Origin of the sequence: Sphingorhabdus sp. (assembly GCF_044239005.1) — a bacterium.
Lineage (GTDB): Bacteria > Pseudomonadota > Alphaproteobacteria > Sphingomonadales > Sphingomonadaceae > Sphingorhabdus_B.
Genome location: NZ_JBIICH010000006.1, coordinates 9,073 through 34,209 on the forward strand (window position 1 = coordinate 9,073; position 25,137 = coordinate 34,209).

Sequence of the window (25,137 nt, forward strand, 5' to 3'; positions counted from 1 at the left end):
ATGGTACCGCCCGCTGGACTGGACGAATTTTTAACGCGCCATGGTTGGACCGATGCGCACATATCCCCGGTGGCAGGCGATGCGTCTTTCCGGCGCTATTTCCGCGTCAATTCCGCTACGCGCGGCAAGGCTATATTGATGGACGCGCCGCCACCGCATGAGGACCCGCAGCCTTTTCTCGACATTGCCCAATATCTGACCGGGCATCAATTTCGTGCGCCAGAGATTTACGGCACGGACCTGACACGTGGACTGGTGTTGCTAGAGGATTTTGGCGACCGTAGGATGCGCGAGCATCTCGATGATCATCCAGAGGACGAGGTAGAGATTTATCGCGCCGCTATTGATACGATCGTGCGATTGACGCGCACGCCTGCAGCGGATGCGCAACCTTATGACATGGCCATCTATCTGCGCGAAGTGCAGTTGCTCAGCGAATGGTATATGCCGGCGATGGGGCTTTCCTGTGACGCGAGCGCATTTGACCAGATGTGGGTTGATGCGCTTGCTCCATTGGCGTCCTGCCAAGATGTGACAGTCTTGCGGGATTATCATGCCGAAAACATCATGCTGCTTGATGATGGGGAACAAGGCATCATTGATTTTCAAGATGCGCTGGTGGGGCATCCTGCATATGATCTGGTATCGTTGTTGCAAGACGCGCGGCGCGATGTCCGTCCAGAGCTTGAGGCAGACATGCTGGCTTATTATCTGACGGCGGCCAATCCGGGCCCGGACTTTGACGCGCATTATGCGTTGCTGGGTGCGCAGCGGAATACCAAGATTATCGGCATATTTACGCGGCTGTGGAAGCGCGATGGTAAGGAGCGATATTTGTCATTCCTGCCGCGGATGTGGGGCTTGCTGGAACGCGATTTGGGGCACCCGGCACTTGCGAACGTCAAGCAATGGTTCGATACCCACATCCCGCTAGAAGTCCGCAGCCTTACCCCATTAGACATTCCGCATGGTTAAGCATGTGAACACCGCAATGATCATGGCGGCGGGTAAGGGGACGCGGATGATGCCGCTGACCGCTGACCGCCCAAAGCCATTGGTTGAGGTCGGCGGCGTTGCCTTGCTGGATCATGTTCTGGATCATTTGCGTGATGCCGGCGTTGGCAAGATTGTCGTCAATGCACATTATCGCGCCGACCAGATTGAAGCGCATCTTTCCGCCCATGCGACGGATTTTGACGTGTCTATATCCGATGAACGCGATTTGCTGCGCGATACAGGCGGCGGGCTGGTTCAGGCATCGCCGATGATTTTGGACGATCCATTCATCTGCGTGAATGCGGACAATTGGTGGACCAACGACGGTGAGAATGCGATCTCGCGCCTGATGGCGCATTGGGATGCTGCACGCATGGATGTGCTGATGTTACTCGTCCCGTTGGCGACAGCATATAACAGCCAAGGCACTGGTGATTTTCACATGGATGCAGATGGCCGGCTGTCGCGTCGCGTGGGTGACGCGCCAGCGCCATATGTCTGGACAGGAATTCAGCTGCTTTCCAAAAAGCTGGTTATTGCCCCCCCGTCGGACGTTTTTTCGACCAACGTCTTTTGGGATCGTGCCATTGCAGAGGGCCGGTGCATGGGGTTGGTGCACGAGGGAATGTGGTTTGATGTAGGCTATCCCGCGGCAATCGCCGCCACGGAAGAACGTTTGGGCCTGCATGGCGTCTGTTAACACCACGGCGCAGCGCGTGCGCGTTTTTAACGTCCCGCTTGGGAACGACTTGTGCGACGTAACTGCGCAGTGGATATTGCAGACATCGGGGCAGGACCCGCTCACGGTTAGCAGCACAATATTGCTGTTACCCAATAACCGCGCCATCAAGGCCATGACAGAGGCGTTCGTCCGGCAGGCCGCACCGGGTTTGCTTTTGCCGCGTATGGTGGCGGTGGGCGATATGCAACTCGATGAGGCATTGGGGCCATTGCTGGATCCCATCGCGTCGGAAGACATCATCTGGCCCGTCATTGGATCGTTTGACCGGCTGATGCTGTTGGCGCGCTTGGCGCAGGAACATCGGCCGCAGGGCACATTTCTATCGTCCGCTGAAGCGCTGCGTTTGGCGCGCAAACTGGCCGAGCTGATCGATGAGCTTGAGGTTGATTTGATCGATTTCGACGCGTTGTCAGACATCGCAATCGAGGCGGATCTCGCCGGGCATTGGCAACGTGCTTATGGTCAGCTTTTGACGATCTTGCCCGCCTATCGCGCCGAACTTGCTGCGCGAGAATTGATGGGCCCTGCCGAACGCCGAAATAAGCTTCTGGCCGGGTTGGAGCGGCGTCTGGCTGAGCGCAGTTTTGACATGCCGATCATTGCGGTTGGCATCACCACGTCAGCCAAGGCGGTCGCAAAACTGCTGTGCCGTGTTGCCCTTATTCCAAATGGGCAGGTTATCCTGCCCGGTGTTGACCTCGAACTGGCTAAGGACCGCTGGGGCAGTCTGTCTGCCGCAGCTGAACCCGATAATGTGCCAACGCGCCGCCGGAATTTTGAGGTGCATCCCCAATTCCACCTGAAACATTTGCTCGACCTCATGGGGATCGATCGCAGCGAAATCGATACGTTGCCAACTGCACGCGTTGAACGGGTAGCGGGCACTATTTCGGAAATTTTCTGCCTGCCTGAACATAGCGTCGGTTGGCAAGAACTCGCACCTGCGCGCAAGGCGCTATCACATACGCAATGGTTTGAGGCGGACGACAGCGCGCTGGAAGCAAAGGCGATCGCGGTGCGCATTCGCGGCGAGTTGGAACAGGCCGAAAAGCGGATCGCGTTGATAACGCCTGACCGGGAGCTGGCAGTCCGCGTTGCGGCGCAGTTGCGTCGTTGGGACATATATGTCGACGACAGCGCGGGTATACCGCTTTTGCAAACGGCAAATGGTTCGCTGGCGCTCGCGTTGGTTGATGCGATTTCGGGCCGGTTTTCCGGCACGTCGGTATTGGCGATTGCCAAGCACCCTTTGGTGTTTGCAGGGCCCGACAGGCTCGATTGGCTCGATAAGGTGCGGCTATTAGATCTGGAATTGCGCGGAACGGCCAACGGTGTCGGGCTGAGTGCGATCACGCGGCGGTTGGAATATGCCCGTAAAGTGAAGCCAGAGCTGGTTGAATGGTGGCAGGGTTTTGTCCAAATCCTTGCGCCGCTCGAAAATGTCGATGGGCAACCGTTCAGTTTCATCATCGATGCACTGCGCGACGTTGCGACGAATTTGACTGACGGCGCTGTGTGGCGCGGGGCAAGTGGCCGCGAACTTGGGCGGATGTGGGAGGAAGTGAGCGGCGGCGACCTGTCGACGCTTGGCCGTATCGATGCCACAGGCTTGGCGGCGACGTTTAACGAAATCTTTTCAAGCGCTGTGGTGCGTCCCCCATATGGCGGACATCCGCGTGTGGCCATTTACGGCCTGTTGGAAGCACGATTGCAGCAGGCAGACCTCATCATCTGTTCGGGGTTGAATGAGGGCACATGGCCGCAAATAGCGCAGCCGGACCCTTGGCTCGCGCCCGCCATCCGGCGGCATTTGAAACTGCCAACCTTGGACCGGAATATCGGACTGTCGGCGCATGATCTTGCGACCGCATTGGGCGGTCGCGAAGTGCTGTTAACACGCGCGCGGCGTGACCGTGGCGGGCCAACGGTTGCGTCGCGCTTTTTGCTGCGGATAAAGGCGCTGACGGCGGACAAGCTGGAACGGGACCAACAGTCGCTTGCGCTTGCAGCGCAGCTGGATGAACCCGCCCATAAGGTTCCGTTTGAAAGCCGGCCATTGCCACGTCCCTCGGCACAGCAGCGATTGGTTAGTCTGTCCGTTACGGATTTTGACCAGTTGAAGTCGGACCCCTATTCATTTTTCGCAAAACGCATTCTCGGCCTGCGTGTGCTGGAAAAGGTCGATGCCGAACCCAGCTTCGCGTGGCGCGGATCGTTGGTGCATGACCTGTTGGAACAGTGGTTCAAACAAGACAATTGTGCCGTCGATAAGCTCGTGCAGCGGGTCGATGACTTGCTGGCACAAGAGGCAACGGACCCATTGTTACGTGCATTGTGGCAACCACGCATTGCCGCTGGCCTGCGCTGGGTGGCCGAAGAAACCAAAAAGCAGATGCATGACCATGGCCGCGTTGTCGCGGTGGCCGAACAACCCGGCAAGGTCGACATCATGGGCATAACCGTGAACGGCCGCGTTGACCGGATCGACAGGCTTGCGGACGGAAGTCTGGTGATCGTTGACTACAAGACGGGCATGCCGCCATCGACCAAGCAAGTGAATGCGGGCTTTGCCCTCCAGCTTGGCCTCATCGGCTATATGGCCGAGCAGATGGCGATTAAAGGTGTGGACGGCCACGCGACCAAGTTTGAATATTGGAGCCTTGCGAAAAGAAGCAAAGACAAAGGCTTTGGTTATGTCACTGTGCCGACGAGCACGCGGCCGAGCGATAAGAAGCCTGCAAGCACCGACTTTGTGGCCTTTGCCGTCGCGCAAGCAGAAGAGGCAATCGCGCAATGGATTTTGGGCGACGCGCCCTTCACCGCAAAGCTGCATCCCGAATTTGCGCATTATGGTGACTATGACCAATTGATGCGGTTGCAGGAATGGAACGGCCGACAGTCGATTTCGGAGGAACAGGCATGACCTCTAAATCCCCGACGCTGAAGCCACTCATTCCGGCGCAGCGCAGCGCGGTCATCCCCGGCGATAACATCTGGCTTAGCGCCTCTGCAGGAACCGGGAAAACGCAGGTTTTGACCGCGCGTGTGATCCGCTTGCTGTTGGAAAGCGACGTTGAACCTGAAAATCTGCTGTGCATCACCTTTACCAAGGCTGGTGCGTCCGAAATGGCGGACCGGATTAATGAGCTTTTGGCGTCTTGGGTGCAGCGCGAAGATAAAGCACTGTTTCACGACCTTGAAGCCATTGGCGCGAGCGCGGGACCAGATGTCCGAAAACGCGCACGCCAGCTTTTTGCAAAGGTGTTGGACGCGCCCGGTGGCGGCTTACAAATATTGACGATCCATAGTTTCTGCCAGTCGTTGCTGGGTAGCTTCCCCGAAGAAGCCGGATTGGTTCCGGGATTCAAACCGATTGAAGGACGCGAGCAGCAAGAATTGTTGCGCGAAGCATTGGTTAACCTGGTGCTTGAAGCCGAAGCGCGCGGCGATACGAAAATGGTCACGGACCTGCAGGAACTTTCGCTTGATATGGGTGAGGACGCTGCCCTGCGGTTCCTGCATCGGGCGGCGGCATCGCCGGATGTCATGACCCTGATCCCCAATGATGCCGGCGCGGTGGTCTGGGCACGGCGACTGGCAGGCGTTCATTTCGATGGCCCTGTTGAGTATATGCTGGAAGACGCCTTTGCCGATGCGCGCATTCCACGCGCGACATTGCACGCGATCATTGATGCCAACCTTTTGTGGGGCAAGAACAAGGCAGATAGCCGCGGCGGCAAACGTGCGGCAGTCCTTCAGGATTGGCTGTCGCGAACACCGACCGAACGCGCGGCGCTTTTGCCTGATCTGCATCGCTGTTGGTCAACGGCCAAGGGTGAGCTCCAAGTTTCCACTGATAAATATACGCCCATGACGGACGCTTATGCCGCGTTGGGGCTCGAGATGTTTCAATGGACCAACCAACTATTGGGCGAAGTAACGCGTGCGCAATATGCCGACAGGCTGGCGCGCGCATTGTGCATTGGCAAAGAATTTGCGGCGCAATATAGCCGCGCCAAACATGCCATCGGCGCGGTTGATTTTGATGATATGATCCGTCGCACGGCCGAACTTTTGCAGCATGGCCAAATGGCGCAGTGGGTGCGGTTTAAGCTCGACAAGCAGATCGACCATATTTTGGTGGATGAGGCGCAGGACACCAACAAGGCGCAATGGGATATCATCAGCGCGCTGAGCGACGATTTTTACAGCGGCATGGGTGCCAATCCTGAAAAGAACCGCACGCTGTTTTCCGTCGGTGATTTCAAACAAGCGATATACGGGTTTCAGGGTACGGCCCCCGAACGATATGAAGAAGCGGGCCGCTATTTTGCCGAACGCATTGACGCCGCCGGAAGCGAGCTGAAACGGCTTACTTTATCGCGCAGTTTCCGTTCGACCGCGCCGATACTCGATTTTGTAAACGCGGTGATCGATGGGTCTGGTCCTGCGGATTTTGGCATCAACGATATCATTGACCCGCATTACAGCGAAAAACCACATTTTGGCATGGTTGAGCTCTTGCAGCCCATATCCGCAAAGCCGAACGCAGCGGACGATAGCGATACGTCGGATGAGGAAGAAGACTGGTTCAGCGACGAAAAGCGCGCGCTGGCCGAACGGTTGGCCGATCATGCGAAAGCCCTCATCGACGAGAAACCTTGGCTTGAAAGCCAGGGGCGTCATTTGGAGCCGGGCGACATCATGTTCCTGTTGCGCAGCCGCGGGGACATGGCGTCGCTGCTGGTCGCGCAATTGCACGAACGCAACGTCGCGGTTGCGGGCATCGACAGGTTGAAGCTTTTGCAGCCATTGGTGGTGCAAGACCTGCTGGGGGCAATCAAATTTGTGCTTCAACCGAATGACGACCTGAGCCTTGCATGTTTACTGGTATCGCCCATCATCGGGTGGACGCAGGAACAGTTATTGGCGCACGGCTATGTCGGCGATCGCGAGGGCAGCCTGTGGCAGCATATCCGCGGGAAACCCGAACTTGCGGATGATCTTGCGCCGTTGCGCGATATGCTGGCTGCGGCTGATTTCACGACCGTGTATCACTTCCTCGAACAGATTTTGTCCGGACCCATTGGCGCGCGGCGCAAATTTACCGCGCGTTTGGGTCGCGAGGTTTTGGTGCCAATCGAGGAAATGTTGAATTCGGCGTTTCAGTTCGAACAACAGCATGGCGGTGGCCTGCAAAAGTTCATGGCGTGGTTCGACCGCGGTGAAATTGAAATCAAACGCGAAAGCGACAACAGCACCAAGGAAGTCCGGGTCATGACCGTCCATGGTGCCAAGGGCTTGCAAGCGCCCGTGGTCATTTTGGCGGATATTACGTCTGATCCCACCAAAAAGCCTGATCAGTCGGTTGAATTGTTAATGGATGAGGGGCAACGCACGCCGTTGCTGCCCATTCGCAAAAGTGAGCAGTCGGGGCGCTTACAAGACATCGTCGAGATGCAGAAAACTCGCGAACTGCAGGAACATAAGCGGTTATTGTATGTGGCCATCACGCGCGCGGAAGAGCGGCTGATTATGGCAGGGTCGTTGGGCATTAGCCGCAAGGGCGAGCCGCCTGCCGAAAGCTGGTGCGCCGCGATTGAAAAAGGCATGACGGCGCTCGGTTGCAGTTGGGAAGACGACCCGCGCTGGGGCAGGGTGATGCGCCATGTGGGCGCGGAAGGCGCGTCGATGGTGGCGCAGGTAACTTCTGCGGAAAAGCAATCACCGACCGTACCTCGGCCAGCCAGCCCCGAATGGCTATTCGCCCCTGCGCCCATGGAGCAGCGTCCACCGCGTCCGTTGGTGCCATCGCGGCTTGACGATGACGATTATGGCGACGCCCCTGCAAACGCAGCGATGCGCAAAGCCGCAAACCGCGGGAAGCTGATCCACGCTTTGTTTGAGCGCATCACGGATAGCGAGTCGCTCAAAACTGCGGAACAATGGCTAGCAGTTCAGGCACGAAATGATGATATCGATCCGGCCCAATTGTTGGCTGAAGTGAGCGCGGTTATCAGCGATCCGGTCTGGGCGGCTTTTTTCGGTCCACAGGCGCGCGCTGAGGTTCCGCTTGTGGCTGTTGTGGGTGAAACCGTTATCAATGGCCGTATTGACCGGCTGCTCGTCGAACCGGGATTGGTGCGCGCGGTCGATTTCAAAACGGGCCGAAGCATCCCCACCGATGCACATGGCGTCCCCGTTCCGCATTTGCGCCAAATGGCACATTATCGCGCGGCGTTGCAGACGATTTTCCCGGATTGCAAGATTGAGGTCGCTTTGCTGTTTACGCACGCACCCCGGTTTATCACGCTTTCGGACCAGATATTGGCGCCTTATTATCCTGCCTCTTGATGGCAGAACAAAAACTATCTGCCTTGGTCCTTGTCAGCATTTGGCTGTGGGCATACATGGGGGGCAACAAAGGAGATAAACATGGCTACCAAATCCGTAGGCGATAATGATTTTGCATCAGAAGTACTGGCATCGGGCAAACCCGTATTGGTCGATTTTTGGGCCGAATGGTGTGGTCCATGTAAAATGATTGGTCCAAGCCTTGAAGAAATCAGCGAAGAACTGGCTGGTCAGGTCGAGATCGTGAAGCTGAACATCGACGATCATCCCGATACGCCAGCAAAATATGGCGTGCGCGGCATCCCGACGATGATCCTGTTCAAAGGCGGCGAAATTGCGGACACGAAAGTCGGCGCTGCGCCAAAGGCTCAGCTGAAAAGCTGGTTGGAAGCCGCGCTTTAACTGCGATAATCGGCGTTGATGCTGATGTAGTCGTGGGTGAGGTCGCAGGTCCAGACCGTTGCACGCCCGGCCCCGATACCAAGATCAACGCCGATTTGAATTTCATTTTGCTTAAGATGTTGCGCCACCGGCGCTTCATCATATCCGGCGACCGCAAGGCCATTACGCGCAACTTGCGTTGCCCCAAAACTGATGGACAGGCTGTCGCGGTTGGCAGGCTCTCCCGCTTTGCCAACGGCCATAACGACGCGGCCCCAATTGGCATCTTCACCCGCAATCGCGGTTTTCACCAAGGGCGAGTTGGCAATCGACAAGCCGATCCGCCGCGCGCTGTCATCGTTCGCAGCGCCAGACACATTTATTTCGATAAACTTCTGCGCGCCTTCGCCATCGCGGACAACCAGATGCGCCAGCTGACGGCAGATGTCATTTAGCGCCGCAGCAAACGCGTCCGCGCCAGCATCGTCATAAGACGTAAGCGGCGCATTGCCTGCTTTGCCCGTTGCAAATGCCAACACGGTATCGCTGGTCGATGTGTCGCTATCGACGGTGATACAGCTGAAACTGGTTTTGTTGGAAGCCGATAACATCTGCTGCAGAAAAGCGGCGTCCACGGCGGCGTCGGTGAAAATATAGCCAAGCATAGTGGCCATATCAGGCGCAATCATGCCTGAACCCTTGATGATGCCCACGAGCTGCACTTTGCGGCCATCGACCACCGCGCTCGCGGTCGCGCCTTTTGCGAAGGTGTCGGTGGTGCCAATCGTGTGCGTTACGTCTTCCCAACTGCAGGGTGCGGCATCAAAAACTGCGCGCAATCCAGACTGCGCTTTGTCGATGGGTAGCGGAACGCCGATAACACCCGTGGATGAAACGAAAACTTCCGAAGAATCGCAGTTCAGATGACCTGCAACTTGCGCGGTAATTGCATCCACTGCATCCTTGCCGCGCTGTCCGGTAAAGGCGTTGCTGTTCCCGGCATTCACCACCAAAGCGCGCGCGCGGCCATGCGCCAAATTCGCGCGGCAAAGGTCAACCTCGGCAGAGCAGCATATATTTTGTGTGGTGACGCCAGCGACCGTTGTGCCTTCGTCCAGTGCGATATAGCTTAAATCGCAGCGGCCCCAATCCTTATACCCAGCACGCGCCACACGGGGCGTTGCACCCGCGATTTCGGGCATGATGGGAAATGGTTTTGCGAGCGGTGATTTTACTAACACTTAAGAAACCTTTTGCTAAACCCCCGACAGATCAGGGAGAACAAAGACATGCTTTTTTATTCGGTGATGGCGCTAGCATCAATTGTGGCCGAAACAAACGCCGAAAAACCTGCGCCGCCTCCGCCGGTTATCATGGTCCCCACGGTCCGCTCTGTTTCCACGCCCGCACCCGAAAAAGGACACGAAAGATCGCCGGTACCCAAAAACAATCCCGGCACTTGGGCAAACACGGGTGATTATCCGGCCCTCGCGCTGCGCGAATTCCGTGAAGGGATAACTGCATTTAAGGCAGATGTGTCCGTAGATGGGCGTGTAACCAAATGTGCGATCACCACCAGTAGCGGACATGCTGACCTCGATAAGGTAACCTGCGACAATGTTATGGCACGCGCGCAATTTTATCCGGCGCAGGATAAAAAGGGTGTTGCGACCACCGGCAGCTATTCGAACCGTGTTCGCTGGCAAATACCGGAAGTTATGACCATGGCCTTGCCGATGGCGAGCGACAGCTTGCCGCGCGCACCGATGCCCTTGGATCGATCCCAAGTGACCATTGCTAAAGAAAAATATCCGGCAGCTGCACTTGCTGCAGGGCAGCAGGGCCGGACAACTTTCATGCTTGATGTGGATGAAACTGGAAAAGTAATTCGATGCGCAATCACGGATAGCAGCAAGTTTTCTGAACTTGACGAACAAGCGTGTGCCATTGCTCGCGAATGGAAACTTGAGCCAGCTTTGGACGTTAATGGTAAGCCCTCTGCAGGGAAAAGCGTTCATATTCTTCATTGGCGGCTGCCTAGGGGCGCGCCGCGTGTCTCGTTCAAACCTGAGCGTCCCCGCCCGAATCCCTTTGCAACGCCAGGCTCCGCCAGCGTGACCTTGGAGTTCGATGCGTCAGGCAAGCTTACGTCTTGTAAAGCAGAAGATGAGGGGGCTCTCTTCGGCCAAATCGCGGCCTGCCCCGGAAGCGGAAACCTTGATGTCGCTCCGTTTCTGGATAGTGAAGGCAAACCACAGGCCAAACGCATCAAGTTCCGCATATCGGTGGAACATGAAGACCTGAAGACAGGCGCAGCCAGTAAGTAGGCTGCGCGCCTTGGGTGTGGACTTTGCCGCTGCGGCTAACTATATCCCCAAAAGCACGTAACAGGGCCATATATGCGCATATTGATTTACTTACTGGCGATGTTGAGCGGATTTTCCGCTGCGGAGGCTGCGCGCCCCGTTTCTTCATCGTCTATGTCAGTGGATTCGGCTGCAGTTCAGGCTTATGTCGACGCTTCTGCTCAGGAAGCCGAAAAAGTGTTTGAGCAGCCGGCGCATGTGACGCCAACTGCGCGCGTGCATCTTATGCCAGTTGAAGGCAGCATCGCGTTCGTTGCATTGGCACCTGATACGCCCGTTTACCGGCACGATATTATTTTAGGGTAGGGCATCTGCACCCGCTGCGGTGCACCTTTTAATACCCTATTTCGCGCCAACTTGCGCGCGTCTCCCACATGATTTTAAAGGAATTAGTTATGCTCGGCGGAATTGCCAAAGCCATTTTCGGTTCGTCCAACGACCGTTACGTCAAATCGATCATGAAGATCGTCGACAAGATAAACGCGCTCGAAGACCAAATTTCGGTCATGGATGACGAGCGGTTGAAGGGTCAGACCCAGATTTTCCGTGATCGCTTGACCGCCGGTGAAACGCTGGACGATATTTTGCCTGAGGCATTTGCGACGGTGCGCGAGGCGTCCAAGCGTGTCATGGGCATGCGCCATTTCGATGTGCAGATGGTCGGTGGCATGGTGCTCCATCGCGGCGAAATTGCCGAAATGCGCACCGGTGAAGGCAAGACACTGACCGAGACTTTGGCGTGCTATCTGAACGCGATCGAAGGCAAGGGTGTGCATGTTGTAACCGTGAACGACTATCTTGCGCGCCGTGACGCCGAATGGATGAGCAAGATTTACGGCTTTCTTGGACTGACCACGGGTGTTGTTGTTCCGAACATTCCCGAGCATGAACGCCGTGCCGCTTATGACTGCGACATCACCTACGCGACCAACAATGAACTTGGTTTCGACTATCTGCGCGACAATATGAAATATGAACGCGCACAAATGGTGCAGCGTCCATTTAACTTTGCGATTGTCGACGAAGTTGACTCGATCCTTGTCGATGAAGCGCGGACACCGCTGATTATCTCGGGCCCAACCGATGATAAATCAGAACTATATATGCAGGTGCATGCGGTTGTCCTTCAACTCGACGACGGCGATTATGAAAAAGACGAAAAGAGCCGCAACGTCACGTTGACCGAGGATGGCACGGAAAAGGCCGAGCGTTTGCTTGAGGGCGCAGGTTTGCTGACTGGCACTAACCTGTATGATTATGAAAACACCTTGGTTGTGCACCATCTGGATCAGGCGCTCAAAGCCAATGTGATGTTCAAGCGCGACATTGATTACATCGTCAAAGAAGGCAAGGTCATCATCATCGACGAATTCACAGGTCGCATGATGGACGGACGTCGCTGGTCAAACGGCCTGCATCAGGCCGTCGAAGCCAAAGAAGGCGTCGACATTGAGCCAGAGAACCAGACGCTCGCAACAATCACCTTCCAGAATTATTTCCGCATGTATCCCAAATTGTCGGGCATGACCGGAACCGCGGCTACCGAAGCGGGTGAATTCCACGAAATTTACAAGCTTAACGTTGTGGAAATTCCCACCAATTTGCCCGTGCAGCGTATTGATGAAGACGACCAGTTCTACAAAAATACGCAGGACAAATTTGGGGCCATCGCCAAGACCATTCGCGAAGCAAATGAGCGGGGCCAGCCCGTTTTGGTTGGTACTGTTTCCATTGAGAAGTCCGAATTGCTTTCCGAGTTCCTGGAAAAGGAGAATGTGAAGCACAGCGTTCTGAATGCGCGTTTCCACGAAAGCGAAGCGCGTATTGTGGCGCAAGCCGGTCGTTTCGGCAGCGTAACCATTGCCACCAACATGGCTGGACGCGGCACGGACATTCAGCTGGGCGGTAACTTTGAATTCCGTTTGGAAGATGAATTGCGTGATGTGCCAGAGGGCCCGGAGCGCGATGTCGCAATTGAAGCATTGAAAGCCGAAATCGCTGCGGAAAAAGCCAAGGTTGTCGAAGCGGGCGGCCTGTTTGTTCTCGCGACAGAGCGGCATGAAAGCCGCCGTATCGATAACCAGCTGCGTGGCCGTTCAGGCCGTCAGGGTGACCCCGGTCTGTCGCGCTTCTATCTCTCGCTCGACGATGATCTTCTGCGCATATTCGGTTCGGAAACATTGTTCTCGCGCATGATGAATTCCAGCCTTGAAGATGGCGAGGCCATCGGCGGCAAGTGGCTTTCAAAAGCCATCGAAACCGCACAGCGCAAGGTTGAAGCGCGGAACTACGATATCCGCAAGCAGTTGGTGGAATATGACGATGTCATGAACGACCAGCGCAAGGTTATTTACGACCAGCGCAGCGAAATTATGGATGCAGATTCCGTCGACGATATTGTAGACGATATGCTCAACGACACGGTCAACAATCTGGTTGGCGATCACTGCCCAGAAGGTACCTATCCCGAGCAATGGGATGTTGATGGGCTGAAACAGAAATGTGCGGAAGTTCTGGGCCTTGCTCCGGACATCGATAGCTGGTTGCAAGAAGACGGCCTTGAGCCCGAGATCATTGAAACCCGAATTGCCGACCTGGCGACCGCCCGGTTTAAGGCAAAGGGCGCTGATCTTGACCAAACTTTATGGCGTCAGGTGGAAAAGAGCATTTTGCTGCAAACGCTCGACCATCATTGGAAAGAGCATTTGTCGACTTTGGATGCCCTGCGTCAGGTTATTTACTTGCGCGCTTATGCGCAGAAGAATCCGGTCAACGAATATAAGCAGGAAGCATTTGGCCTGTTTGAACGCATGCTGGGTGCCATTCGTGAAGGCGTAACCAAGACAATCGCCACCAACGACTTCCGCGCAGAGGAAGAACTTGTTCCGCCTCAACTGCCTGAATTGCCGGATTTCCTGACGACACATATCGATCCGTTCACCGGTGAAGATGACAGCAATGACATCGACGCTGGTTCACTTGGGTTTGTCACGACGACGATTCCACGCCCAGCGATCGCGTCGGGTTCAAACGACCCGTTTGCGGGCAACCCTGATTTGCGCCGCAACGACCCATGCCCTTGCGGTTCCGGGCAAAAATATAAACACTGTCACGGCGCGTATTAAAGGCATTGAACGGGGAGGGCGGGGATGATCTGGTTGGCTGGACTCTTCGCTCTCGTCGCTTTTGTGTACGCCTCGGTCGGCTTTGGCGGGGGTTCGACCTATACGGCGCTGCTGGCGCTTTGGGGCGTTGATTATCGGCTAATCCCGGTCATCGCCTTGTTATGCAATATCATTGTGGTGACGGGCGGCAGCATGCGCTTCATACGCGCCGGGCTGGTGTCTTGGCCGCAAGTCATGCCATTGTTACTGGTATCCGCGCCTCTCGCGTTCTTGGGCGGGCTTGTGCCTCTAAAGCAATGGATTTTCCTCACGATATTGGGCGGGGCATTACTTGCGTCTGCTATTGCCCTGCTGCTTCAGCCTGAAAAGCTGTCGGCGCGTACGTTGCCCAAGCCATTGTTGCTGGCGATTTCCGGCGGCGTTGGCTTGCTGGCTGGTCTATCCGGGATTGGCGGCGGCATATTCATGGCGCCGATATTGCACCTTATCCGCTGGGCGGAGGCGCGGCGCATCGCCGCCTTTGCTTCGCTCTATATCTTGATTAATTCGGCCGCCGGTTTGGCTGGGCAGGTCATAAAGGCTGGGGCACAGTCGCTTGTGGCGCCCGCGATGGAATATGGCCTGTTACTCGCTGCCGTGTTGGTCGGTGGGCAGATCGGAAGCATATTCGGAATGCGCTATTTGTCGCCGCGGCTTCTGCGCACTTTTACCGCGATACTGGTCGGCTACGCCGCGCTGCGGCTGCTTTGGCAGGCGCACGGGCTTTCGTAATGTAATGAGCAGGCGGACCTAACGAACAATGTCGGTCGCCTTGGTACACCCCGCCTTGAACAGTGAATGGCGTCAGGCAAGAACCAGCATATTTTTATCGCGCATGATCCGCTTCGCAAGACTGAGTTCCATCGCTTCCTGGCTACCGACATGTTCAATTAGCGCATTCAGTCGTTCGCCTGCTTCACCTGCGCTGTTCGCCGCCAGGTCTTGTGCTCTGGCGAACATCCATAGCATATGCGGCGCGCTGCCCCGCTTCATCGTCACGCCGCGCCAAGGATATTCCACTTTCCCGACATTTGGATGAATTTGCGGCTCTCCCGATTTCGAGACCACATCGCCAGCGTTCTTGTGCGCCGCCCATGCATTGAAGCAGTCGGCATCGGCTTTCAATCCGGGCGTCCAGTCGGCAAAGACAATTTTGAGCACAGCGATGAGCGTTTCGGGAACCGTATCCTGGCCGCAATAGTCCTCACCATAGCCCGGATATTCGCCGTCGCTGATTGGCACAGAGTTCATCCGTTCCGTCCAACGGAACAGGTTGGGTGCCTTTGTCTTCATCAGCATGGCTGGAACAGGATCGCGGCCGAGATGCGCGAACAAGGGCGCCATCATGCCAAAGTCCCCGCGGCACGGCCTGCCACCCAGTAAATAGGGATGATGCTGAAAATGGTTATCCAGCGCATCGATTAGCGCCAGATAGGAATCTTCCATCGCAGCGATGACCTCTGGAAAGACACCAAGATTGGGTAGGAAGCCGGCAAAAAATTCCATCGTCCGTGCTGCAGATTCGCGCCGTGCGGAGCGATTAGTTCCCGCGACCATTGCGCGCCCGAATTCTGCACGCAAGAATGTCTCCTGCTCATCGCGGTAGGACCAGCGGTAGTGCATCGCCAGCGGCAGCAGATATTCTGAACCAAAGGCATCAAAAATCAACGACACCCACTGTTGCACGGGCGATTGGGGCTCGAGCAGTGGTTCAGCATGGCGCTGCTCCAGAAAGTCTATGATATCGCCACTGTCCTGGATAATCTCGCCATTGTCCGTTTCGAGCACGGGTACAACAAAATGACCGACCGCAGGCAGTATCCTGCTGGCAAACTCGGGATCGGACGGATACCGCTCGCGAAAAGGCAGGCCCTTCTTGATGAGATAGGATCGCGCCTTGCCGGTATAGAGAGAATGGGCTGAGCCCCATAATGTGTACGTCATGCGCAAACCCTAACCGATGAAAATGCAGCGTTCAACACGCCAGATTAAAAGGCTTGGCCTAAAGTGTATCGAAAATGGGTGCGCGCCAACGGATACTGAATAACATATATATTATTCATTGCCGTAACAGGCAAAAATGGCTCCCCGGGAGGGATTCGAACCCCCGACCAATTGATTAACAGTCAACTGCTCTACCACTGAGCTACCAGGGAACAGCCCGATATGCTCGGGCAGAGGCGCGCCTATAGCAGCGCTTTTTTGCATTTGGCAAGCGCCCATTGCCAGTTCAGACAATAAATTGTTCCATTGCAATGCGATCATCCAGTGCATGTTCGGGATCGAACAAAAGCGTGAGTGATCTATTGCGGTCTAACGCCACTTCTACTTGCGCAATATCACGGATCTCGCGCTGGTCGGCAACCGCGCTGACGGGGCGTTTGCTTGCCTCCAATATGTTTATTTTGATGACATAGCGGTCCGGAAGAATGGCGCCCTTCCAACGGCGGGGCCGAAAGGGGCTGATGGGCGTCAGCGCCAGCAAAGACGAATCGAGCGGCAATATGGGGCCGTTTGCGGACAGGTTATAGGCTGTCGAACCAGCGGGCGTGGATACCAAAATTCCGTCACTGATAAGTTCCGGGATAACGGCCCGGCCATTCACAGAAATCTCCAGCTTGGCCGCTTGCCGGGTTTCACGCAGCAACGACACTTCGTTGATCGCGGGCAATGTAAACTTCTGACCACTGATTGTTGTGATATTTGCTGTCAGCGGACGAACGGAGAAAGACTTTGCACGCTGCAGCCGCGCGTGCAGGTCATGCAGATCCCAACTGTTCATTAGGAAGCCGATTGTGCCCAAGTTCATGCCGTAAGCAGGAATGTCACGGCGGCTTTCCAACAATTGATGCAAAACCTGCAGCATGTGGCCATCGCCGCCAAGGACGATTACGGCGTCGGCGTTATCCAGTGACACAAAGTCATGGACTTCGCGAAGCTGTGCTTCGGCCTCGCGCGCCTGCGGCGTTGCTGACGATATTATCGCAAGTTGCGTATATTTGGTCATCCACCTGTTGCATTCATATGTCGCTTTAACCTCAAGTCAGGCTGCGCGAATTGGTTTTCGAATTCATGGCGTTGGGGTTTAAGCCGCAAAGCCGTCTGAAGCAAATGGTCGACGTCGGACGGCACGCCTTCGCGCAATGCTTTGCGCAAATCGACGTGCAGTTCTGACCCAAGGCACATATAGATTTTGCCATCGGTGGTAAGGCGGATGCGATTGCAATGGTCGCAGAAATTCTGACTCATTGGCGTGATAAGGCCCAGGCGCAGACCCAATGGATCGACGCGCCAATAACGGGCAGGGCCGGCGCTTTTATGCACCAGCGGATGCAGGTCATATTGTTGGCGGATGGGCGCGGTGAATGCGTCGAGCGAGATATATTGCGCCTCGCGTTCCGATACGCCCGTTCCCAGCGGCATGGTCTCAATAAGGGTGAGATCAAATCCATGCTCCGCGCAAAACGCCACCATGGGCATCAGCGCGTCTTCATTTTCGCCTTTCAAGGCAACCATGTTGATTTTGATGGCGAGGCTATGGGCTTTGGCAGCGTGAATGCCCTTCAATACCGTTTCGAGGTCTCCCCCGCGGCTGATCGTCTTGAACTGGTCCGGATCGAGCGTATCCAAGCTTACATTGATACGCTCCATGCCAGCGCCGGCAAGAATGGGCGCGAATTGTTCCAACCGGCTGCCGTTGGTCGTCATCGTCAACTCTTCAAGCGCACCGCTTTTCACATGCTGCCCAAGGGCGTTGATCAGAACGGCAATGTCACGGCGAACCAGCGGCTCGCCACCCGTTAGGCGAATTTTGCGAATGCCATGGTCTATAAACCGCGCGACCAGCGTCGTGATTTCGTCATAACTGAGCAACTCGGGATGCGGCAAAAAGCTCTGCATTTCGGGCATGCAATATGTGCAACGGAAATTGCAACGGTCGGTCACCGATATCCGTAAATAGTCGATACTGCGTCCAAATCCGTCGATCATTTTTGCGATGTAAGCGGAAAAGCTTGCGCTACCAAGCTGAATTAATTTGCCGAAAGGGTTCGGAAAGTTTTTCGCTGCTAGGGTCGTGAAGGGGAACCATGCCGGCGGGCAAGATTTGCAAGGCCGCGCGACAGCTGCAAACAGCCGTTGAGCCGCGCTGCGGGGTCGCCCCATATGCGGTTGATCACCAACTTGCTGTCCGGACGCAGCTTTGCTGTCTCGCCCAATTTGTCGACATAGGCCAACAACCCTGAGACATTGGGTGGTGTGTCCTGATGGAAACTGACCAACGTACCACGCGCGCCAACCTCAATTTTTGCGACCTGCGCAACGAGCGCATTTTGCTTGATCTGGATCAGCTTGAGCAAGTTCTGCGTTGGCTCCGGTATTGGGCCAAAGCGATCGGTCATTTCGGCGGCGAATCCTTCGATATCCTGACCTTCTTCGAGATCGTTCAAACGGCGATAGAGCGCCATGCGGACCGACAGATCGGGGACATAATCTTCGGGAATGAGGATTGGCGCATCGATGGTGATTTGCGGCGAGAAGCTGCCGCGCGGCTTTGCGAGGCCATGCGCGCCCGCACGCGCTTCCAAGATCGCCTCTTCGAGCATCGATTGGTATAATTCAAAGCCGACCTCTTTGATATGGCCGGACTGTTCATCGCCCACCAAGTTGCCCGCACCGCGAATGTCGAGATCGTGGCTCGCAAGCTGGAACCCGGCACCAAGGCTATCGAGATCACCAAGCACCTTCAGACGCTTTTCCGCCGTTTCGGTCAGTACGCGATTCGGTTCATGCGTCAGATACGCATAAGCGCGGGTTTTCGAACGCCCGACGCGACCGCGCAGCTGATATAATTGGGCAAGGCCAAAGCGGTCGGCGCGGTGGATGATCAACGTATTCGCGCTCGGTATGTCCAGCCCGCTTTCGACAATCGTGGTCGATAGAAGGACGTCGTAGCGCTTTTCATAGAATGCGCTCATGCGCTCTTCGACCTGCGTCGGCGACATTTGCCCGTGCGCGGTGACATATTTCACTTCAGGTACTTCAGTCCGCAGATATTCCTCAATCTCGGTAAGATCGGTTATGCGCGGCACGACAAAAAAGCTTTGCCCCCCGCGATAATGTTCACGCAGCAATGCTTCCCGCAGCACCACGGGGTCCCATGGCATAACATAGGTACGCACCGCCAGACGGTCCACAGGGGGTGTCTGGATGACCGACAGCTCGCGCAGGCCAGACATCGCCATTTGCAGCGTGCGCGGGATCGGAGTGGCCGTCAGCGTCAGCATATGCACGTCGGTCTTCAGCGCTTTCAATTGCTCCTTGTGATTGACGCCGAACCGTTGTTCTTCGTCAACAATGACGAGGCCAAGCCGTTTGAACGCGAGCGATTTTGCCAGAACGGCATGCGTCCCCACCACTATGTCCAAAGTGCCATCTGCCAAGGCTTCACGCGTTTGTGTGGCTTCGGCGGTTGGAACCAGCCGTGAAAGCCGGCCGAGCTTTAACGGCAGGCCGCGGAAACGTTCGGCAAAGTTCGAATAATGCTGCCGCGCCAGCAATGTCGTCGGCGCAATCACCGCGACCTGAAGGCCTGCCATCGCCGCTGCAAAAGCGGCGCGCATCGCGACTTCGGTTTTTCCAAACCCGACATCTCCGCATACGAGCCGGTCCATGGGTTTGCCTGCGGACAAATCCTGAAGGACCTCTTCAATCACGCGCAGCTGATCTTCGGTTTCCTCATAAGGGAAACGGTCGACAAAGCCGGCATAAGCAGGACCATCGACTTCAATGATGGAACCCGGACGAAGCGCGCGTTCGGCAGCGGTTTTAAGCAATTCGCCCGCGATTGCGCGGATGCGTTCTTTCAGCTTCGACTTGCGCCGCTGCCATGCCTCACCACCCAGCTTGTCGAGTGATACATGCTCGCTGTCGGACCCATAACGTGACAGAACGTCGATATTCTCAACGGGGACATACAGCTTGTCTCCGCCGGAATAAGTCAGCGCAACGCAATCATGCGGACTGTTGCCCACGGGTATCGAAATCAGGCCCTCATATCGGCCAATACCATGGTCCTGATGCACCACCAGATCGCCCGGGGTCAGCGCGGCAAGTTCGGCCATGAAGGCATCGGCGGATTTACGGCGCTTTTGTCTGCGCACGAGCCGGTCGCCCAGCATGTCCTGTTCGCTTAAGACGGCTATGTCCGGCGTGGAAAAGCCATGGTCCAATGGCAAAACAACCATCGCCGTCTGCCCTGCGGCCACGCCCAATGCCTGCTGCCAACCGTCCGCATCGGCGATGGACGGCGCGCCATGATCGGCCAGCAAACCCTTCAATCGCTCGCGTGCGCCAATGGAATAGCTTGCGATGATGGTTTTGGTCTTTTTGCTGTGCAGCGATTTCAGATGCGCGGCAACGGCTTCGTAGACATTGGCTTTCTGCGTGCGCTCCGGCGCGAAATCGCGCGCTGCGGCGATGCCAAAATCAATGACACTGGCGGAGTCGGGCTGCGCGAACGGTGTAATCAGGTGTGCGGCATTGTCGTCGAAAAGCTGGTCGAGTTCGCCCCCACTTAAATATAGCATCTCGGGCGGCAAGGGGCGATAGCTGCCGGGTTCTGCGGCCTGCGCCTTCACGCGGTTTTCGTGATAGTCGGTGATGGAGTCCAGTCGTGACTGGCCCGCTGCAATGGCGCCGCTGTCGCGAATGACAAGCGCTTCGGCCCCGACATGGTCAAAGATCGTTGCCATGCGCTCTTCGAACAATGGCAACCAATGGTCCATGCCCGATAGCCTGCGGCCTTCCGAAACAGCTTGATAGAGCGGGTCGCCCGTTGCGGTCACGCCAAAGCGTTCGCGATAGCCAACACGGAAACGCTTAATCGCGTCTTCGTCCATAAGGGCTTCAACCGCGGGCAAAATATCGAAATGTTCGACCTGGTCGATGCTGCGCTGATCCGACGGATTGAAACGGCGGATGCTTTCGATTTCGTCGCCGAAGAAATCGAGGCGAAGGCCGACTTCGCTTCCGGCGGGAAACAGGTCGACAATGCTCCCGCGGATCGCGAATTCGCCTGCGTCAGCTACGGTGTCTACGCGGAAATAGCCGTTTGACTGCAGCAATGACGCAAGCCGTTCGCGGCTGATTTCCCGGCCAGCGGCCAAGCGTTCACCCGTCTGGCGAATGCGGAAGGGTGTAACATATTTTTGGATGACTGCACCGATGGTGGTGACCACCAGCTGCTTCTTTTTTGCAGGCTGCTGAAGCGCCTGCAATGTCGACATGCGCTGCGACGTGACCGCAACCGAGGGCGATGCGCGATCATAGGGCAGGCAATCCCATCCCGGCAGAATCAATATTTCAAGTTCAGGCGCAAAAAACGGCACAGCGTCGGCAATTGCGCGCATCGCGGCCTCATCAGGCGCTATGTACAGCGTGCGTGCTTTGGCCGCGCGTGTAAGGTCAGCAAGCAGAAGCGGCGCAAAACCCTGCGGCACCGACGCGAGCGTCAGCGCGTTGCGACTGGTTGTGATCCGCTGCAAATCAATCATGGGTTTTGGGTGCTAAGCCCTTCAGGCAGCGTGATGAAATTCAGCTGCATCAGTTGATCCATCAATGGCCCTGCAAATGCAGGATCGGGCGGCGCAGTGCCGAGTGCCCACGCCATGATGTCGACATCTTCCTCATCAATCAAACGTTCGAACCATTCATATTCGACTTCGCCCCAGTTGGCGGAGCATTGGTCGAAAAAGCCGCCGACCATGGCGTCCGCTTCGCGCGTGCCGCGGTGATGTGCACGATAATGCAATTTGCGACGATATGGGTCAGCGTCCATGTAACGCATCCTTTATGCTGGTGGCGTGAAATGATTTGCGGGTTATAAGCGGCCCTAGTCATGCGTCCCGATATACTCAATCCGTTATTTGCAGAAGTTCGCGCCATGAAGGGCGTTGGACCCGGTCTGGCAAAGCCTCTTGAGCGCCTTGGGCTCGAGCGGGTGAAGGACGTGTTGTATCATTTTCCGGCCAACTGGACCTATCGCAAGGCGGTTTCCGTGCTGGATGTTTCCGATGTCGGCAGCAACATCATTGTCACCGTTACAGTCATGGACCACCGCAACAGCAACAACGCGCGCGCACCGTTGCGGATATTCGTTGCGGATGTCGCCGGAAACTATCTGACGCTCACTTTTTTCGGCCGAAATGGTGGTTGGGCGCGCAAGCAACTGCCCGTTGGTGAGAAACGCATCATTTCGGGCAAGCTCGAACGCTATGGCGACGAATTGCAAATGGTGCACCCCGATCACGTCGTTCCCGTCGACAGCGATACGTCACCTGGCCTTGCCGAGCCGATTTACCCGCTATCGGATGGACTGACGAACAAACGCATGGGGCAACTTGCGGGGGCCGCATTGCAGGATGTGCCCGATCTGCCTGAATGGATTGAGCCAACTCTGGTCGCTGGCCGGAACTGGCCCAGCTGGGCGGCTGCCATGGAAACTGTGCATCGCAGGGACGACCAGTCGGTGCGTGACAGGCTGGCCTATGATGAACTGTTTAGCAATCAGCTCGCCATGCGGCTTATCCGCGCGGCGATGGACAAACGTACGGCTGTGCCAGTAGCGGGTGATGGCTCGTTAATCTCACTGTTAAAGCTGCCATTTGCGCTCACGGGTGCGCAGCAGCGCGCCATTGCCGAAATTGAGGGCGACTTGGCGCAATCACGGCCGATGTTGCGGTTGCTGCAAGGTGATGTCGGCGCGGGTAAGACGATGGTTGCGCTCATGGCATTGCTGCGCGCGGTGGAGTCGGGGATGCAGGCGGCGATGTTGGCGCCAACCGAAATTCTGGCGCGCCAGCATTATGCCGGCCTTCAAAAGCTGTTGGCGGGGATGCCCGTGAATATTGCAATTCTAACGGGCCGCGAAAAGGGCAGCCTGCGCGAGGCAACGTTGATGGGGCTGGCTGACGGTTCGATCCACATCCTCGTCGGTACCCATGCGATTTTCCAAGAGGCCGTGACCTATAAATCGCTCGCCGTGGCGGTTATCGATGAGCAGCATCGTTTCGGCGTTTCCCAGCGGCTTATGCTGTCGCGCAAGGGCAGGGGTGTTCCGCATCTACTGGTCATGACGGCAACGCCTATCCCGCGCAGCCTCGCGCTTGCGGCCTATGGTGAAATGGACAGCTCGATCCTTGATGAACTTCCGCCCGGTCGTACGCCTGTTGAAACACGCGTCATGTCGCAGGACAGGCTTGCTGAATTGATTGACGGCGTTGCGCGCCATCTCGCGGCAGGGAAACAGGCATTTTGGGTGTGTCCGTTGGTCGAAGAAAGCGACAAGAGCGACCTTGCCGCCGCCGAACAGCGCGCAGAAATGCTCCGCTTACGCTTTGGACCACAGGTTGCGTTGGTGCACGGGCGTATGCGCGGTGCGGAAAAAGACGCAGTTATGGAGCGTTTCGTTGCGGGCGAGACACGGCTGCTGGTGGCGACGACCGTCATAGAAGTTGGCGTTGATGTGCCCAATGCCAGCCTGATGGTTATCGAGGCCGCGGATCGCTTTGGCCTTGCGCAATTGCATCAGCTGCGCGGGCGCGTCGGTCGCGGGTCAGAGAAATCGGTCTGTGTTCTGGTGCGCACGACGCAAATTGGTGAGACGGCGCGCGCGCGTCTTGCGCTTATGCGCGAAACAAATGACGGCTTTCGGATCGCCGAGGAGGATCTCAAGCTGCGCGGCGCCGGCGAATTGCTGGGAACGCGTCAGTCTGGCGACAGCCCATTTCGCGTTGCGACGCCGGAGCAGGTACGCGAACTTATCGGCGTTGCCGCTGATGATGCACGGCTTTTGTTGGAACGCGATGGCGGGCTTGATGGTCCGCGGGGGCAGGCTGCCCGTGTGGCGTTGTATTTGTTTGAACGAGATGCCGGTGTGGCGACGCTTCGCGGCGGTTAGCGCAGCTTTGGCGAAATGATTTTAAGCAGCTCAAGAAAATGGGGTAAACGCAACACGCGTTCAAACTGAAAACCGGCGCGGTTGTCAGACGTCCAGATAACCAGTGCCTCGATTCTGCCAATGATGGGCAACCGAAGTTCGACGCGCTCTCCACGCTCGAAGCCGGGGTTATCGTCAATCATGAAGCCATGCGCGGAGACGTTGATGATGTGAATTTGCGTGTCGCCGCGCCATTTACTCTCGGCTATGACGGTGTGGTTCGCGCGGTGACGGGCCGCGATGCGGAAATCCAGATCAGGGTTCGGAACTGCTTGTGCCATATTTTGTGGCCTTGTGCGGTAATTGATGTTGGATAATAACCGTACCACCAAGTTCCAAATATTTGGTAAAGCCACGCTTCACAATTTTACCGACGCGCTTATCCGAAGCGAATGAGGCCGTGCTTTTTCTTGCCAGCAGAAATTTTGACAGGCTCAGCCTGTGCTGAAATCACCGCATTTTCGTCAGTTACAGCCGCATCGGCAACCCGCGCGCCGCCGCCTTGAATCATTCTGCGCGCTTCTTTTTTGGAAGCCACAAAATTTAGCGCCACCAACGCGTCAATCACCGAAATCTCTGTGCTTATGTCAATCGTCGGCAAATCCCCGCCGGACGTTCCTTCTTCAAAGGTTTTACGTGCGGTTTCAGCCGCGAGCGCAGATGCCTCGGCCCCACGGCACAATTCGGTTGCCGCGTTTGCGAGTGCAATCTTGGCGATGTTGATTTCGGAGCCCGTAAGTGATTCCAAACGTTCGATCTCGTCGAGGGGCAAATCGGTGAAAAGGCGCAGGAACTTGCCGACATCACGGTCGTCCGTATTGCGCCAGAACTGCCAATAATCATAATCAGGCAGCTGTTCGCGATTGAGCCAAACCGCGCCAGACACGGACTTGCCCATTTTCGATCCATCGGCTTTGGTGATTAGCGGCGTTGTCAGGCCAAACACCTCTGCACCATCCATCCGGCGCGCCAATTCCATGCCGTTGATGATATTGCCCCATTGGTCCGATCCGCCCATTTGCAAACGGACGCCCATTGTCTTGCTGAGATGACGGAAGTCATAACCTTGCAAGATCATATAGTTGAATTCGAGGAAGGTCATCGGCTGTTCGCGCTCAAGCCGCAGCTTGACCGAAT

18 protein-coding genes and 1 tRNA gene are annotated in these 25,137 nt (G+C 56.3%); 10 read left to right on the forward strand and 9 right to left on the reverse strand.

Going from position 1 to position 25,137, the window contains the following annotated elements; translation table 11 throughout:
- From ACILQA_RS00940 to trxA, 5 genes are all read left to right on the forward strand, one after another.
- On the forward strand, positions 1 to 975 hold the full coding sequence (locus ACILQA_RS00940; protein ID WP_395628012.1) for an aminoglycoside phosphotransferase family protein: 975 nt from the start codon (positions 1 to 3) through the stop codon (positions 973 to 975).
- The gene (locus tag ACILQA_RS00945; protein WP_395627997.1) at positions 968 to 1,696 is read left to right on the forward strand and encodes a nucleotidyltransferase family protein; all 729 of its coding nucleotides are present in this window, start codon (positions 968 to 970) and stop codon (positions 1,694 to 1,696) included. The genes ACILQA_RS00940 and ACILQA_RS00945 overlap by 8 nt, the downstream gene beginning before the upstream one ends.
- Positions 1,683 to 4,661, forward strand: a complete 2,979-nt coding sequence (addB, locus tag ACILQA_RS00950) for a double-strand break repair protein AddB (RefSeq protein WP_395627998.1) — start codon at positions 1,683 to 1,685, stop codon at positions 4,659 to 4,661. Before ACILQA_RS00945 ends, addB begins: the two co-directional genes overlap by 14 nt.
- A complete protein-coding gene (addA, locus tag ACILQA_RS00955; protein WP_395627999.1) occupies positions 4,658 to 8,092 on the forward strand; it encodes a double-strand break repair helicase AddA in 3,435 nt (1,144 codons plus the stop codon). Before addB ends, addA begins: the two co-directional genes overlap by 4 nt.
- 81 nt (positions 8,093 to 8,173) lie before the next feature.
- Positions 8,174 to 8,494, forward strand: coding sequence for a thioredoxin (gene trxA, locus ACILQA_RS00960; RefSeq protein ID WP_183940926.1), 321 nt, complete (start codon positions 8,174 to 8,176; stop codon positions 8,492 to 8,494).
- Here the strand turns inward: trxA and argJ are convergent.
- The gene (gene argJ, locus ACILQA_RS00965) at positions 8,491 to 9,714 is read right to left on the reverse strand and encodes a bifunctional glutamate N-acetyltransferase/amino-acid acetyltransferase ArgJ (protein WP_395628000.1); all 1,224 of its coding nucleotides are present in this window, start codon (positions 9,712 to 9,714) and stop codon (positions 8,491 to 8,493) included. The genes trxA and argJ overlap by 4 nt on opposite strands.
- Positions 9,715 to 9,762: 48 nt before the next feature.
- Between argJ and ACILQA_RS00970 the strand changes: the two genes are divergently transcribed.
- The 4 genes from ACILQA_RS00970 to ACILQA_RS00985 all read left to right on the forward strand — a co-directional run bounded on the left by ACILQA_RS00970 (position 9,763) and on the right by ACILQA_RS00985 (position 14,735).
- A complete protein-coding gene (locus tag ACILQA_RS00970) occupies positions 9,763 to 10,800 on the forward strand; it encodes an energy transducer TonB (protein ID WP_395628001.1) in 1,038 nt (345 codons plus the stop codon).
- Positions 10,801 to 10,872: 72 nt separating this feature from the next.
- Positions 10,873 to 11,145, forward strand: a complete 273-nt coding sequence (locus tag ACILQA_RS00975; protein WP_395628002.1) for a hypothetical protein — start codon at positions 10,873 to 10,875, stop codon at positions 11,143 to 11,145.
- Between the two features lie 89 nt (positions 11,146 to 11,234).
- Entirely contained in the window at positions 11,235 to 13,964 is a 2,730-nt protein-coding gene (secA, locus tag ACILQA_RS00980) for a preprotein translocase subunit SecA (protein WP_395628003.1), read from the forward strand.
- 24 nt (positions 13,965 to 13,988) lie between these two features.
- A complete protein-coding gene (locus ACILQA_RS00985) occupies positions 13,989 to 14,735 on the forward strand; it encodes a sulfite exporter TauE/SafE family protein (protein ID WP_395628004.1) in 747 nt (248 codons plus the stop codon).
- A 72-nt stretch (positions 14,736 to 14,807) separates the two neighbouring features.
- Here the strand turns inward: ACILQA_RS00985 and ACILQA_RS00990 are convergent, their stop codons facing one another.
- From ACILQA_RS00990 to ACILQA_RS01015, 6 genes are all read right to left on the reverse strand, one after another.
- Entirely contained in the window at positions 14,808 to 15,947 is a 1,140-nt protein-coding gene (locus tag ACILQA_RS00990; protein ID WP_395628005.1) for a glutathione S-transferase family protein, read from the reverse strand.
- 137 nt (positions 15,948 to 16,084) lie between these two features.
- A tRNA-Asn gene (locus ACILQA_RS00995) sits at positions 16,085 to 16,159 on the reverse strand.
- A gap of 74 nt (positions 16,160 to 16,233) precedes the next feature.
- Positions 16,234 to 17,010, reverse strand: a complete 777-nt coding sequence (locus tag ACILQA_RS01000; RefSeq protein WP_395628006.1) for an NAD kinase — start codon at positions 17,008 to 17,010, stop codon at positions 16,234 to 16,236.
- The gene (gene moaA, locus ACILQA_RS01005) at positions 17,007 to 17,993 is read right to left on the reverse strand and encodes a GTP 3',8-cyclase MoaA (RefSeq protein WP_395628007.1); all 987 of its coding nucleotides are present in this window, start codon (positions 17,991 to 17,993) and stop codon (positions 17,007 to 17,009) included. Before moaA ends, ACILQA_RS01000 begins: the two co-directional genes overlap by 4 nt.
- A gap of 77 nt (positions 17,994 to 18,070) precedes the next feature.
- Positions 18,071 to 21,556, reverse strand: a complete 3,486-nt coding sequence (mfd, locus tag ACILQA_RS01010) for a transcription-repair coupling factor (protein WP_395628008.1) — start codon at positions 21,554 to 21,556, stop codon at positions 18,071 to 18,073.
- Positions 21,553 to 21,840 (reverse strand): succinate dehydrogenase assembly factor 2, encoded by a 288-nt coding sequence (locus ACILQA_RS01015; RefSeq protein ID WP_306062034.1) that lies wholly within the window; start codon positions 21,838 to 21,840, stop codon positions 21,553 to 21,555. The genes mfd and ACILQA_RS01015 overlap by 4 nt, the downstream gene beginning before the upstream one ends.
- Before the next feature lie 60 nt (positions 21,841 to 21,900).
- Here ACILQA_RS01015 and recG point away from each other — a divergent pair, with 60 nt between their 5' ends.
- The gene (gene recG, locus ACILQA_RS01020; protein WP_395628009.1) at positions 21,901 to 23,961 is read left to right on the forward strand and encodes an ATP-dependent DNA helicase RecG; all 2,061 of its coding nucleotides are present in this window, start codon (positions 21,901 to 21,903) and stop codon (positions 23,959 to 23,961) included.
- On the opposite strand, the gene ACILQA_RS01025 is transcribed toward recG, so the two are convergent.
- Both ACILQA_RS01025 and tyrS read right to left on the reverse strand, forming a co-directional pair.
- On the reverse strand, positions 23,958 to 24,281 hold the full coding sequence (locus ACILQA_RS01025; protein WP_395628010.1) for a PilZ domain-containing protein: 324 nt from the start codon (positions 24,279 to 24,281) through the stop codon (positions 23,958 to 23,960). The genes recG and ACILQA_RS01025 overlap by 4 nt on opposite strands.
- Positions 24,282 to 24,379: 98 nt before the next feature.
- On the reverse strand, positions 24,380 to 25,137 hold a 758-nt coding region (tyrS, locus tag ACILQA_RS01030), incomplete at its 5' end, for a tyrosine--tRNA ligase (RefSeq protein ID WP_395628011.1).

Coding starts and splice junctions, on each gene's coding strand:
- ACILQA_RS00940 (WP_395628012.1), top strand. CDS start 1: ATGGTACCGCCCGCTGGACTGGACGAATTTTTAACGCGCCATGGTTGG.
- ACILQA_RS00945 (WP_395627997.1), top strand. CDS start 968: ATGGTTAAGCATGTGAACACCGCAATGATCATGGCGGCGGGTAAGGGG.
- addB (WP_395627998.1), top strand. CDS start 1,683: ATGGCGTCTGTTAACACCACGGCGCAGCGCGTGCGCGTTTTTAACGTC.
- addA (WP_395627999.1), top strand. CDS start 4,658: ATGACCTCTAAATCCCCGACGCTGAAGCCACTCATTCCGGCGCAGCGC.
- trxA (WP_183940926.1), top strand. CDS start 8,174: ATGGCTACCAAATCCGTAGGCGATAATGATTTTGCATCAGAAGTACTG.
- ACILQA_RS00970 (WP_395628001.1), top strand. CDS start 9,763: ATGCTTTTTTATTCGGTGATGGCGCTAGCATCAATTGTGGCCGAAACA.
- ACILQA_RS00975 (WP_395628002.1), top strand. CDS start 10,873: ATGCGCATATTGATTTACTTACTGGCGATGTTGAGCGGATTTTCCGCT.
- secA (WP_395628003.1), top strand. CDS start 11,235: ATGCTCGGCGGAATTGCCAAAGCCATTTTCGGTTCGTCCAACGACCGT.
- ACILQA_RS00985 (WP_395628004.1), top strand. CDS start 13,989: ATGATCTGGTTGGCTGGACTCTTCGCTCTCGTCGCTTTTGTGTACGCC.
- ACILQA_RS00990 (WP_395628005.1), bottom strand. CDS start 15,947: ATGACGTACACATTATGGGGCTCAGCCCATTCTCTCTATACCGGCAAG.
- ACILQA_RS01000 (WP_395628006.1), bottom strand. CDS start 17,010: ATGACCAAATATACGCAACTTGCGATAATATCGTCAGCAACGCCGCAG.
- moaA (WP_395628007.1), bottom strand. CDS start 17,993: ATGATCGACGGATTTGGACGCAGTATCGACTATTTACGGATATCGGTG.
- mfd (WP_395628008.1), bottom strand. CDS start 21,556: ATGATTGATTTGCAGCGGATCACAACCAGTCGCAACGCGCTGACGCTC.
- ACILQA_RS01015 (WP_306062034.1), bottom strand. CDS start 21,840: ATGGACGCTGACCCATATCGTCGCAAATTGCATTATCGTGCACATCAC.
- recG (WP_395628009.1), top strand. CDS start 21,901: ATGCGTCCCGATATACTCAATCCGTTATTTGCAGAAGTTCGCGCCATG.
- ACILQA_RS01025 (WP_395628010.1), bottom strand. CDS start 24,281: ATGGCACAAGCAGTTCCGAACCCTGATCTGGATTTCCGCATCGCGGCC.